Source organism: Saccharothrix texasensis, assembly GCF_003752005.1.
In the GTDB taxonomy this organism is placed as follows: Bacteria; Actinomycetota; Actinomycetes; order Mycobacteriales; family Pseudonocardiaceae; genus Actinosynnema; species Actinosynnema texasense.
In genome coordinates, this window is the sequence record NZ_RJKM01000001.1 from 9,099,866 (window position 1) to 9,112,533 (window position 12,668).

Genomic DNA, 12,668 nt, shown 5'->3' on the forward strand with positions numbered 1-12,668 from the left:
GGGCTCGACCGGCCGCCGCCGACGTGGTAACCAGAGGTCGACTCACGGCCGCCGCCGGAGATCGAGGAGAGCTGTCGCATGGGTAAGCGCCTGGTGGCGGTGGGCGTCGTGCTCGCCTTCCTGGTGGGAGTGCCGGCCGGTCCGGCGGGGGCGGTCGGTGCGGAGCTGTCGGCCGCGTTCAGCCGGTCGTCGGTGTGGAGCACGGGGTACGGCGGGCAGGTCGTGGTGGCCAACGCCGGCGACGTGGAGAGCAGCGGCTGGGTGGTGGAGTTCGACCTGCCGCCGGGGTCGTCGGTGGCCAACGCGTGGAGTTCCGCGCTCACCCGCGACGGGCAGCACTACCGGTTCGCGAACGCGGGGTTCAACGGCCGCGTCAGCCCCGGCGGCACGGTGAGCTTCGGGTTCACCGTCTCCGGCCTCGGGCTGCCGACCGGCTGCACGGTGGCCGGCGTGCCGTGCGAGGGCGGCGGTCCGGTTCCCGACACGTCGGCCCCCACCGCGCCCGCGGGTCCGCGGGTGACGGGCGTGACGGCGACCTCGGTGTCGTTGGCGTGGGGCGCGTCGAGCGACGACGTGGGCGTCGCCGACTACCAGGTGCTGCGCGGCTCGACCGCGGTGGCGTCGGCGGCGTCCACCGCGGTGACCGTCGGCGGCCTGCTGCCGAGCACCGCCTACGCGTTCACCGTGCGGGCGCGTGACGCGGCGGGCAACGTCTCCGGCGCGAGCGCCGAGGTCGCCGTCACCACCGGCGCGGGCGGGTCCGCGGTGGACGTCGCCACGGCGGCGCAGCTCCAGGCGGCGCTGGCCGCCGCCGTGCCGGGGCAGGCGATCCGGATGGCCGCCGGCGTGTACCGGGGTGCGTTCGTGATCACCCGGCCGGGCACGGCCGCCGCTCCCGTCACGCTCACCGGCCCGGCGGACGCGGTGCTGGTCAACGACGGCCCGTCGGGGTCCGCGCCGAGCTGCCCGACGCCGACGCCGGGCTGGGATCCCGGGTACGGGCTGTGGCTGCACGACGCGCCGCACTGGAACCTGGTCGGGTTCACCGTGCGGGAGTCGAAGAAGGGCATCGTCGTCGACAACTCGCACCACACCGTGATCGACCACGTGCAGGTGCACCACGTGGACGAGGAGGCCGTGCACTTCCGGCGGTCGTCGGCGGACGGCGTGCTGCGCGATTCCGCGATCAGCCACACGGGACTGGCGCAGCCCGGCTACGGCGAGGCCGTCTACCTCGGGTCGGCCAATTCGAACTGGGCCTGCCACGGCAATTCCGGCGGCGTGGATCGCAGCGACCGGGTGCAGGTGCTGGTCAATCGCATCGGGCCGGGTGTCGCGGCCGAGCACGTGGACGTCAAGGAAGGCACGTTCGACGGGGTGATCCGGGGCAACACGTTCGACGGGACGGGGATCTCGGGCCAGAACTCGGCCGACTCGTGGGTCGACGTGAAGGGCGTCGGCTACACGATCGAGGGCAACACCGGCACGTTCGCCGCGCCGGGCGCGTTCGCCAACGGCTACGAGACGCACAACCCGGCGACCACGCCGTCGTTCCCCAACGGGTGCGGCACCGTGTGGCGGGACAACCGCTCCGACCTCGGCGGCGTCGGCCAGTACGCGATCCGGATCACCTCGACGTCGAAGTGCGCCGGCACGCCGAACGTGGTGCACGCGTCGAACACCGCGACGGGGGCGGTGAACGGCCTCACGAACATCCCGGTGACCCCGTGAGGGGGCGGCCGGAAACGCATTTGCCGACACCGTTTCCAATGATCGCGCGGGCCTTTAGGTTAGGCTCCCCTCAATGTTTTCGTGTTGCGGCGCCGGGTGGTCGGTGGCACCGTCCCGGTAAAGAGAAGTGCAGCCCAGAGGAGCGGTCATGACCACCACGGAAATGCCGGCCGTCAACTCGTGCACCGTCACGGGTTGTTCCTACAACCACGACGGTTGTCACGCTTTCGCGATCACCGTGAACGGTGCCAACGGCGCGGCCGACTGCGGAACGTTCATCCCCCTCGCCCGGAAGGGCGGCCTGTCGAAGGTCGTCGCGCAGGTGGGCGCCTGCTCGCGCACCGACTGCGTCCACAACTCCGACCTGGAGTGCACCGCGTCCGGTGTGCGGGTCGGCCCCGGTCAGGGCGACCACGCCGCCAACTGCCTCACCTACACCAGGGCGACGGGCGCGGCGAGCCCGACGGTGTCCTGAGGGCCGCGCACGACCGCCGCCGGCCGGTCAGCACCCCTCAGAGCTGACCGACCGGCGGGCGGGACGGCGTCTCAGCGCCGTCGGCGGTGGTGCCGTGCGACCACGAGCGAGGCGGCCAGCAGCACCAGGTTCTTCACCACGAACTCACCGGTGACGTCGAGCAGCAGCGGGTTGCCGTCGCGGAACGCCGACGCGGGCTGCACCACCAGCACCAGGAACGTGCCGAGCAGGTGCAGCGCCGTCAGCGCCGCGACCAGCCGCACCCGGACCGCCAGGATCAGCGCGGTCCCGGCCAGCACCTCGACCACGCCGACGGCCGGCACGAACCAGGACGCGGGCAGGAACGGCACGGTGCCGGCGACCAGGTCGCGCACCGGGGACGCGCCCGCGACCTTCAACGCCCCGAACCACAGGAACACCACGCCCAGGGCGATCCGCAGCAGCGGAACGCTCCGGTCGAGCAGCCCGTCCACCGCGCGTGACGCCGCGTCGAGCACCGTCGGGCGCGCGGGCCGCGCGCGGTCGGTCTTCGGAACATCGGTCAGCTCCTCGGTCATCCGCCGTTCCCCCCTCGTCGTCGTTCTGATCAGGCGCCGGACCGGCGGCCCGCGGTGAGCGTGTCGCCCAGCGACCGCAGCCGCGCGTCGGTCCGCCGGACCTGCTCGGCGACCACGTCCAGCGCCTGGTCCAGGTGCGGGCGCACGGTCGCGGACCAGTCCACGCCCGCCGCCCGGTCGCGGGCCTCCCGCGTCGGCTCCGGGAACGCCGCGGCCACCGCGTACACGACCGCGCCGAGCACCGCGTCCAGCACCAGCTCCGGCAGCAGCGACATCACCAGGTTCGGCAGGTGCCCCGCCTCCTCGTCACCCGATCGCGGCTGCCACGGGTCCAGCTGCGGCCGGACCGTCTCCCACAGGCCCGCGTCGACCGCGCCCACCCCGTACCGACCGGCCCACTGCAACGCGTCCGCCCTGGTGACGGTGGCCGTCAGCACCTGCCGGGCGTCCACGCCGATCCGCAGCAGCTCCGCCAGGTCCAAGTCCTCCGGCGTGCTCATCAGCGCCGGCCGCAGGTCCATCGCCACCTGGTGGTGCCAGCGCGTCGCCCACACCGCGCGCCACCACATGGCCTCCTGGGTGGCGGGGCGCGACAACCACACCGCGATGTTGCGGAAGTACGCCTTGATGTCCTCGTACGCGGCGCGGCCCGACTCGGAGGCGGCGAACCCGACGCTCTTGACCGGGTCGTTCGGCACGGTCGGGTCGCCGACCAGGTTGATGTTGAAGAAGTGGTGCCAGGTGGCGTCCACCGTCACCCGGCCCACGCCGACCTGGTGCCCGTCGTACGCGCCGATCGCGCCGAACGTGCCCGCGTCCAGCCGCCCCTTGCGCGGGTCGCGGTCCGCGGCCCGGGCGTTGAGCGTCGACCACGCCACGACCTCCGGCGCGAGGCCCGCCGGGTACTCGGTCGTCTCGTACCCGTCGAAGGTGAACGACCTGGTCAGGTCGTCCGGCACGTAGCACTCGCCCTCGTGCGGGTGGTCCGGCAGCACGCGGATCGTGCCGCGCGGCCCGGACAGCAGCGGGTGCGGGTAGCCCTGGTGCGCCCACTTCGGCGAGTCCGACGTCGCGTACATCCGCGGCGTGATGACCTGCGGGACGTCGTCGGACTGGTCGTTGAGCTCGAACAGCGGGTCGTGGCCCTCCGACAGCGTGTCGTTGCGGTCGGGCCCGTCGATCGACGGCGCGACCGGTTCGCCGAGGGGGCCGGACTCCGGCCAGTGCCACTTGCGCATGCTCCGCACGCGCGGCAGGTCGCCGCACATGGACACGCCCAGGTCCTCGTGGTCGCCGGTGGCGAACACGCCGCCGCCGCCGTCCATGAACTCCGCCAACGCCCGCAGCTCGGTCTGGTCCAACGGCGGCCGGGGCGCGCGGGCCACCCCGAACAGCCAGACCTGGTCGTACCGGCCCAGGTCGTGCCCGTCGAACCGGAACCCCGCGATGTCCGCGGACAACGCCGGCAGGTTCTCCTCGCGGTGCGCCCGCGTCACCTCGAACCGGACCCACGGCCCGGGCGGCGTCGACAGCACGTCCACGAGCGTGGCCAGGCCGAAGTCGGCGCGGTCGAAGCTCGCCGTCCCGTCGGTCACCACCAGGATGCGGACGGCGGCCGGTTCGGCCAGGACGGACGTGCTCGGCATGGGTGCTCCCTCTCGGTTCACGGTGTCATCCCTTCGATCTCCACCAGCAGGTCCGGGCGGCAGACGTCGACGGTGAACACCGCGATGTCGGCGCGCCGGGAGAACTCGTCGCGGCACAGCCGCGTCACGATCGGCACGTCCTCGGGGCGCTTGACGTAGACCTTGATCGCGCGCAGGTCCTCGAGGCGGTAGCCGCCGTCGATCCCGTGCCCGGTGAGGTTGTCCGCGCCGATGAGGGCGGCGATGTTGGCCAGCGTCACTTGGACCTGGCGCGCCACGTCGCCGGGCGCCACGGTGGCGTGGTCGAGGATGCTCGCGGTGCCGGACACGTACAGCGAGCCCCGACCGCGCTCCGGCTTCAGGTACGTGGCCCGCGCGAAGCTCGGCGGCCTCGGCCCGTACTGCTCGGGGTACTCGTGCGCGGGCACCTGCAACGGGTTCTCCAGGTGCACGGCCGCGTGCGACCGGTGCGCCAGGAAGTAGAACGCGACGCCGTCGCCCAGCGAGCCGATGCCGGTCGACGCGGGCATGGGGTGCCCGAACCGGTCGAACGCCCTGCCCCGGCCGACGCAGAAGTCCCGGTACACCTCGGTCCCGCGCGCGCTGGGCCCGGTGATGCCGTCAAGCATGTTCCACATGCGGTACACGTTCGGGTAGCCCAGGTCCTCGACGACTTCGAAGGCGGCGACGTACGCCTGGCGCGTCGCCTCCTCGCAGTCCGCCGACGGCCCGATCCACCCGGCGCAGAACAGCACCTCGCCGTCGTGCGCGTAGAGCAGCCCCTTGTGCTCGCCGGTCCGGATCACGCCGCCCTCGGTGTGCCAGACCTCCACGACCTCGGGCCCACCCGGCCGCACCATGTGCAGCGGGAGGACCGGCAGGCCGTGCTCCCACCGCGGCGGACCGCCCGCGGTCGAGTGGCGGACGGCGCCCAACACGGTGTCGCCCGCCAGGACGGCGAAGTCCTCCGCCGTCCGGAACGTGCACGGCGGCGTCACGATGACATTGCCACGCAATGGTTCTCTCCCCTCAGAGTCGGACCGAACGCCACGCCGCGACCACGGCGAGCGCCTGTCCGGGATTGAGCCGGGGGTCGCAGAGGCTCTCGTACGAGCCGGTCGGGAAGTCGTCCCAACCGCACTCCGCGACCTGCTCCGGCGTGGTCTCCAGGTGCAGTCCGCCGGCCACCCCGCCGGCGGCGTGCGCGACCGCCCGGAACGCGGCGACCTCGCGGACGACCGTGTCGACCAGTCGTGTCTTGCGGCCGCCGGGACCGGTGACCGTGTTGCCGTGCAACGGGTCGCACAGCCAGATCACCGGGTGGCCGGCCGCGCGGACCGCGGCCACCAGCGGCGGCAGCAGCTCGGACACCGCGTCCGCGCCCATGCGGGCGATCAGCGTCAACCGCCCCGGCTCGCGCTCCGGGTCCAGCCGCTCGCACAGCGCCAGCAGCCCGTCGCGCCGCAGCCCGGGACCGACCTTGCAGGCCACCGGGTTCGCCACCGACGCCAGCAGCCGCACGTGCGCGCCGTCGACGTCCCGGGTGCGGTCGCCGATCCACGGCCAGTGCGTCGAGGTGAGCAGCGGGACGCCCTCCTCGTCCCGGCGCACCAGCGGCAGCTCGTAGTCGAGCACCAGCGCCTCGTGGCTGGTCCACGTCGACGGGTGGTGGCGCCGCAGCAGCTCCGTCGCCGTCCGCGCCGCGTGGTAGCCGGCGACGAGCCGGGCCGGGTCCGCCCGCCGGGCCCACCCGTCCGCCTGCGGCGCGTTGACCAGGTCGCCCCGGTACACCGGCAGCTCCACCCCGTCGACCACCTCGGTCGGCCGCGACCGCGGCTTGGCGAACTGCCCGGCCATCCGGCCGACCCGCAGCGCGGGCCGCCCGTCGCCGCCGAGGGCCCTGGCCAGTCGGTCGATCAGCGACGCCTTGGGCGTCACGTGGCGCGGACCGCACTCGGCGAACGGCTCCGCGCAGTCACCGGCCTGCACGACGAGCCGCCGACCGGCCGCCACCCCGGCCAGCTCCGCGCGCAGCGCCGCCACCTCGGCGGGCGTCACCAGCCCGGCCGAGGTGGCCAGCCGCGCCCGGAACGACCGCGCGCGGCGGTCCGACCACGACGGCTGCTGGGCGGCGGGCAGCGATTTCCAGCGCGCCGTCTCCCATTCGGACAACACCCCGGTGTGGCTGCGCGGAACTGGCTCGGTGGTCACTCGCGACTCCGTTGATCTGGATCGGCTGCTGGTTTCGACGGCAATCATGCGGAAACGGGGTGGACCATTTCGTCTGTCCCCGGGTGGATTCGCGGTGTGCGCTTTCCCGTGCTGCATCGCCCGATCGAGGTAAACCCGGTGGGGGACCGTCAAGCTCCGACGCAGGGGGGACGATAGTTCCGGGAGGGGGTGATCCCATTGTTCTCGGCGTGCCTGGAAATACCTGCCCGCCGAACACGGGATCGCGTGACCAGGGGAGGACATAGTGTCCGGTTCCACCGTGCGCCCGGTCGAGCCGGGCGTGGCGCCCGCGGCCGCGGGCCGCGCCCTCCCGACACCGTGCCGGACCGCTTCACCCGCGTGGCCCGCCCCGCCCACCGGTGCGCGGCCGGCGCGTGCGACCTGCCCGACGGACTCGGTCTGATGGACCGCGGGGGACGGCCACCGCGGTTGTCCCGCGACACGGCGGTCGACGTCGCCCTGGCGGCCGCGGCCACCGTGGTGGACGTCTTCCTGTTCTCCGACGTCAGCAACCGCCCGCCCGGGGGCCCGGGGCCGTGGTTGTTCGTCGCCCTGGTCGCGGTCGCCTTCGCGGCGCTGTCGGCGCGGCGAAGGCGACCGGTGCTGGTGTTCGGCATCGTCTGGGTGTGGGCGGTGCTCGTCACGCCGCTGAGCGAGCTGGAGTTCCAGCCCACCGCGATCCCGTCGCTGGCGCTGTTCGCCGTCGCCCTGCACCGGGAGGCGAAGGCGTCGGCCGGCGCGCTGCTCGCGTGCTCGGTGCTCGCCGTGCTGGCCGGGCTGTGGCAGGCCGCGTCCCGACCGCCCGAGGCGCGGATGGCCGCCACCTACGTCACGCTGGCGTTCTACCTGCTCGTGTACGGGTGCGTGTGGGCCGGCGGGCGGTGGGCGCGGCTGAGCCGGCAGCACGCCCAGGACCTCGAGTTCCGCCGCCGGGTGGAGGCGCACGAGGCGGTGCTGGGGGAGCGCACCCGCATCGCGCGCGAACTGCACGACATCGTGGCGCACTCGGTGACCGTGATGGTGCTGCAGGCGGCGGGCGCGCGGCGGGTGCTCGACAGCGACCCGGTCCGGGTCGGGCACGCGTTGGGCCACATCGAGGAGGCGGGCGAGCAGGCGATGGGCGAGCTGCGGCGGATGCTGACGGCGTTGCGGCTGAGCGACGACGACGAGTCGGGCGACGGGGTAACCGGCCGGCCGCAGCCCGGGCTGGCCGACATCGAGCACCTGGTCGCCACGGTCGCCGCCGCGGGGGTGCGGGTGCACACGCGGGTGGAGGGCGAGCCGCGCCGGCTGGCCGCCAGCGTCGACCTCGCCGCGTACCGGGTGGTGCAGGAGGCGTTGACCAACGTGACCAAGCACGTCGGGCCGGGCGCGGAGGTGGACGTGCGGCTGCGGTGGGAGGAGGACGAGCTGACCGTGGAGGTCGCCGACGACGGCCGGGGCAGGCGGCCGGAGCAGGCCCTGTCCACGAACCACGGCCTGGCCGGGCTGGTGGAGCGGCTGGCGATCGTGGGCGGGCGGCTGACGGCCGAACCGGGGTGGGCCGGCGGGTTCCGGGTGACGGCCGTGCTGCCGGTCGCCGGCCCGGTGGCCGGCGAGCCCGTGCGGGAACACCGGTGATCCGGGTGGTGCTGGTGGACGACCAGCCGTTGGTGCGGGCGGGCCTGGCGATGCTGCTCGACGCCGAGCCGGACATCGAGGTGGTGGCCGAGGCCGACGAGGGCGAGGGCGCGGTGGCGCGGGCCGCGGAGCTGCACCCGGACGTGGTGCTGATGGACGTGCGGATGCCCGGCGTCGACGGCGTCGAGGCGACGCGGCGGATCATCGCCGCCGACCCGGCGGGCGGCGACCACGCCACCAAGATCATCATCCTGACGACCTACCACGTGGACGAAGCGGTGTACGCGGCGTTGCGGGCCGGTGCGACCGGGTTCCTGCTCAAGGACGCGGTGCCGCGGGAACTGGTCGACGCGGTGCGCACGGTGGCGTCCGGCGAGGCGTGGCTGGACCCCACCGTCGCGAAAGGACTGATCCGGGAGTTCGCCGCCCGGCCGCGCCACCAGCTGCCGACGTCGGCGGAGATGGGTGAGCTGACCGCGCGGGAGCGGGAGGTGCTGGTGCTCGTGGCCCACGGCTTGTCGAACCCGGAGATCGCCGCGCACCTCGTCGTCGGCGAGGCGACGGTGAAGACGCACCTGGGGCGGATCCTGATGAAGCTCGGGCTGCGTGACCGCGCCCAGGCGATCGCGGCGGCCTACCAGAGCGGGCTGGTCCTGCCGGGCAGCGGCCCGCCACCACCGGCCGGACGACCGTCTTGATCGTTACGGTGGTTCGGATGACGTCCGCGCGCGGTACCGTGCGGTGGTGCGCATTCGTCCGCGCAGGGCACCTCGCCGTGCCGAACCGACGAGCGTCATGCTCGATCCGGCAACGGCCGAACTCGTGCGGCTGGGTGCGTTGCTGGAGGTCGTGGTGCAGGCCGTCGCGTTGCAGGACCGGGCGGAAGCCGTGATCGCCGACTGCGCGCAGCCCGGCGAGCCGTCGTGGGAGGTCGCGCGCAGCGGCCGGGTCGTCGCGGCCCAGTACAGCAGGCTGTCCGGCTGGGCGGCTGACCTCGTGTGGCAGACCGACCGGCCCCCGCCGCCGCAGCGGATCGTGGAGCTCCTGCGCTACCACCTCGTCATGTTGGACTGCGCCCTGCGGCTGGCGTTCCCCCGCTTCCGCACCGACCGCCTGGAGTCCCGCCGCCTCGCCATGACCGGCCTCGGCTCCCCGGCCCGCGAACTGCGCGACCTGGAATCCGCCCTCCGCCACCGCATCACCACCCTCTCCTAATCCGCGTGTCCTACGTTCGGAACACGCGTGTCCTACGTTCCGGTACCCCGAGTTGAACACTCAGGACAGTCGATCTTGTTCTGAATGCTCAACTCGGGTGTTCCGAACGTAGGACACGCGCGGAGGTCAGAAGGTGGGGCGGCCGGCGGCGAAGGGGTAGAGGGGGGTGCCGTAGGTGGAGGGGACGGGGGCGCCCGAGTCGATTCGGGCCCGGATGTCGGCGCGTTCGGCGGCGGTGGCGCCCAGGTCGTACGGGAGGTCCCAGTGCTCGGTGGCGTCGGCCGGCGTGTCGGTGCCGCCGGGGCGCAGGACGTCGGTCAGGGCACGGGGCAGCTGCCACGGCAGCTTGCCGGTCGGCGTGTAGTCGCCGAACAGCAGCGACGCCAGGGCCGGACCCATCTCCTCGCCGCCGCGGTAGGTCACGACGATCGCGCTCGCCAGGTCGTGCCACTCGGTGATCACGTAGGGGCGGGGCAGGACCAGCGCGACCACGACCGGGATGCCCTGCCGCTGGAAGTCCCGGATCAACGCCACCTGGTCCGGCGGCAGGTACGGCTGCTCCTTCGGCCAGCTCGTCGCGTGGGTGTACGACGTCTCGCCCACCGCGACGACCGCCAGCTTCGGCGACGGCCCGGTGTCCTTGAAGACGTTCACCCCCGCCTGCCCGGCACGCGCGCGGATCGCCTCCAGCATGGTCTGCGAGCCGTACTCCTGGTGGAAGTAGCTGGTCCAGATGCAGCACGCCGCCGTGTCGTCGGCACGCGGACCGGCCACCACGATGTTGTCGCCCCGGTTCAGCCGCACCGGCAGCACACCGTTGGTGTTCTTCAACAACGTCATCGCCTCGCGTGACGCCTGGTTCGCCAACGCCGCGTACTCCGGCTTGTGGAACCGGTACGGCCCGTTCACCGGGTCGCCGTACGGGTTCTCGAAGATCCCGAGCTTGAACTTCAGCCGCAGCACCCGCCGCACCGCGTCGTCGATCCGCGCCGCCGGCACCGCCGAGGTGAACCCGCCGATGGTGAACCCGGGCGCACCGGGGTCCGCGCCGCCCATCACGTCGGAACCGGCGTTCGCCGCGCCCACCCACGAGCCCGACGGCAGCCAGTCGGTCGTGATCAGCCCGGTGTACCCGAGGTTCTGGCGCAGGTACGCGAGGATCTTCGCGCTGTCGCCCGCGCCCGGACCGCCGGGGTCGAGCAGCGAGCTGCCCGCGTAACCCGGCATGATGTTGACCGCGCCCGCCTCCATCGCGGCCCGGAACGGCGCCACGTGGTACTTGATCGTCACGGCGTCGTACACGATCAGCGCCTCACCGCCCGCGCCCTCGCCCGGCCAGTGCTTCACGGTCGCCAGCACGGACGCCGGGTTCAGCTCCGGCCCGCCCTGCAACCCGGCCACCAGCGCCCGCACCTGCGCCGCCGCGACCTCGGAGCTCTCGCCGTTGCCCTCCTGGATGCGCGGGTACAGCACCTTCGTGCCCACCTCCGCCAACGGCCCCAGCACGCCGCGCGTGCCGACTTCCAGCTGCTCGCGCCGCTGCATGTCGCCGAGCTTGTAGTCCAGCGGGTAGTTCCGGGCCGCCGCCAACGCGCTCTGCAGCGGGTACGTCGTCTTGTACCCGGCGATGGTGTCGCCCGCGGAGACGAACGGGATGCCGAGCCGCGTGCCGCTCGACCCGAGCAGCGCGGTGTGCAGGTCCTGCGCCTCCGCCGGCCCGAAGTGCCACCCCGAACGCGGGAACACCTGGGCGTTGTAGAACATCTGGTAGGCCTTCTCCTCGATCGTCATCCGACCGAGCAGGTCGTTCACCCGCGTCTCCACGGGCTGCCGCCAGTCCTCGTACGGTTCGATCGAGCCGTTCTTGTTCAGGTCGCGGCTGCCGTTGACCACCCGCACGCCGTCGTCCACGGAGGTCAGCGTCGGCACGTACACGCTGAACGTGCGGATGTTCGACGCGCCGGTGCCCCCGGCGCCGTCCACCGCCACCACGAACCACCGGTACGTCCACCGGTCGGCGATGTCCCACGACGGGGTGTAACTCGTGCCCGTGGGTTCGGCGACCTTGGTGTAGAGGTCGATCAGGTTGCCCGATGCGGTGAAGTCGTAGTCCGTGCGGCTGACGTTGAGCCAGACCTGGTAGCGCACCGCGCCCGGCACGGCGGCCCAGGAGAACGCCGGACGCCGGGTGGAGGTGATCATCGCGTGGTCGGCGGGCGAGGACAGCGCGAACCGGCCCGTCACCGCCGGCGCCTTGGTCGGCGGCGACAGCAGCGGCGGGGTGGCCGCCGAGGTGTCCACGGTGCCGAAGACCTGGAACTCCCAGAGCGACACGCCGTAGCCGGTGGCGCGCGTGGTGGCGAACAACCGCAGGTAGCGGCCCGTGCCGCCGACGGCGAGCCGTTCCGTGCCGCCCGCGCCGGTGGTGGTCGCGTAGATCTGCGTCCAGTTCACCGCGTCGTTCGACAGTTCGAGCCGGTAGCCCTTCGCGTACGCGCCCTCCCAGGTCAGCACCACCTCGTTGACCGCGGCGACGCCGCCGAAGTCGACGCGCAGCCACTGGTTGTCGGCGAACTGGCTGGACCACCGGGTGTTGGCGCGGCCGTCGAGCGCGGCGGCGGGCGCGTTGCCGCCCTCCCACGTCGAGGCCGCGACCTGCTTGTACTCGGAGATCGGCCGGCCGGTGGTGGCGCCGCCGGTCGTGCCGTAGACCTGGAACTCCCACAGCGAGTAGCCGTAGCCGGTGGCCCTGGCCGTGCCGTACAGCCGCACGTGCCGACCGGAGCCGGTGACCGGGATGCTCTGCGTGCCGCCGGTGGCGTTGGCGGCGGTGTGGACCGTGCTCCACGTGACGCCGTCGGCCGAGGTCTGGAGCTGGAACGCGGTCGCGTAGGCGGCCTCCCAGGTCAGCACCACGCGGTCCAACGTCGCGGTGGCGCCCAGGTCGACGCTCAACCACTGCGGGTCGGCGAACGCGCTCGACCAGCGGGTGCCCGCGTTGCCGTCGGTGGCGGCGGACGCGGCGGTGCCCGCGTTCTCGGCGGACGAGGCGGTGGTCGGTTTGCCTTGGGAGAGCAGGACACCGGCGGCGCTCGCCTCGACCGAGGCGACGAGCTGCCCGGCGACCAGGGCGGCGAGGACGGCGAGCAGGGGCAGGACCCGGCGGCGGCGCCGGGCGGGGGCTTCGGGCAT

General features: G+C 73.3%; 10 protein-coding genes. 5 read left to right on the forward strand and 5 right to left on the reverse strand.

Annotated elements, in window-relative coordinates:
• The first annotated feature begins 78 nt into the window (after positions 1–78).
• Both EDD40_RS40560 and EDD40_RS40565 read left to right on the forward strand, forming a co-directional pair.
• Entirely contained in the window at positions 79–1,731 is a 1,653-nt protein-coding gene (locus EDD40_RS40560; RefSeq protein ID WP_123747575.1) for a cellulose binding domain-containing protein, read from the forward strand.
• 148 nt (positions 1,732–1,879) lie between these two features.
• Entirely contained in the window at positions 1,880–2,206 is a 327-nt protein-coding gene (locus tag EDD40_RS40565; RefSeq protein WP_123747576.1) for a DUF1540 domain-containing protein, read from the forward strand.
• A 71-nt stretch (positions 2,207–2,277) separates the two neighbouring features.
• On the opposite strand, the gene EDD40_RS40570 is transcribed toward EDD40_RS40565, so the two are convergent.
• The 4 genes from EDD40_RS40570 to EDD40_RS40585 are packed head-to-tail and all read right to left on the reverse strand — an operon-like array spanning position 2,278 to position 6,620.
• The gene (locus EDD40_RS40570; protein WP_123747577.1) at positions 2,278–2,763 is read right to left on the reverse strand and encodes a DoxX family protein; all 486 of its coding nucleotides are present in this window, start codon (positions 2,761–2,763) and stop codon (positions 2,278–2,280) included.
• 29 nt (positions 2,764–2,792) lie between these two features.
• Entirely contained in the window at positions 2,793–4,409 is a 1,617-nt protein-coding gene (locus tag EDD40_RS42225; protein WP_170185389.1) for a hypothetical protein, read from the reverse strand.
• Between the two features lie 17 nt (positions 4,410–4,426).
• The gene (locus EDD40_RS40580) at positions 4,427–5,425 is read right to left on the reverse strand and encodes an FkbO/Hyg5 family chorismatase (protein ID WP_170185390.1); all 999 of its coding nucleotides are present in this window, start codon (positions 5,423–5,425) and stop codon (positions 4,427–4,429) included.
• A gap of 13 nt (positions 5,426–5,438) precedes the next feature.
• Complete coding sequence (locus tag EDD40_RS40585; protein ID WP_281277842.1) at positions 5,439–6,620, reverse strand: 3-deoxy-7-phosphoheptulonate synthase; 1,182 nt, start codon at positions 6,618–6,620, stop codon at positions 5,439–5,441.
• A gap of 423 nt (positions 6,621–7,043) precedes the next feature.
• Here EDD40_RS40585 and EDD40_RS40590 point away from each other — a divergent pair, with 423 nt between their 5' ends.
• From EDD40_RS40590 to EDD40_RS40600, 3 genes are all read left to right on the forward strand, one after another.
• Complete coding sequence (locus EDD40_RS40590) at positions 7,044–8,261, forward strand: sensor histidine kinase (protein ID WP_148089071.1); 1,218 nt, start codon at positions 7,044–7,046, stop codon at positions 8,259–8,261.
• Complete coding sequence (locus EDD40_RS40595; RefSeq protein ID WP_123747581.1) at positions 8,258–8,959, forward strand: response regulator; 702 nt, start codon at positions 8,258–8,260, stop codon at positions 8,957–8,959. Before EDD40_RS40590 ends, EDD40_RS40595 begins: the two co-directional genes overlap by 4 nt.
• A 97-nt stretch (positions 8,960–9,056) precedes the next feature.
• Complete coding sequence (locus tag EDD40_RS40600) at positions 9,057–9,476, forward strand: hypothetical protein (protein WP_123747582.1); 420 nt, start codon at positions 9,057–9,059, stop codon at positions 9,474–9,476.
• A 126-nt stretch (positions 9,477–9,602) separates the two neighbouring features.
• On the opposite strand, the gene EDD40_RS40605 is transcribed toward EDD40_RS40600, so the two are convergent.
• A complete protein-coding gene (locus tag EDD40_RS40605) occupies positions 9,603–12,668 on the reverse strand; it encodes a discoidin domain-containing protein (RefSeq protein WP_123747583.1) in 3,066 nt (1,021 codons plus the stop codon).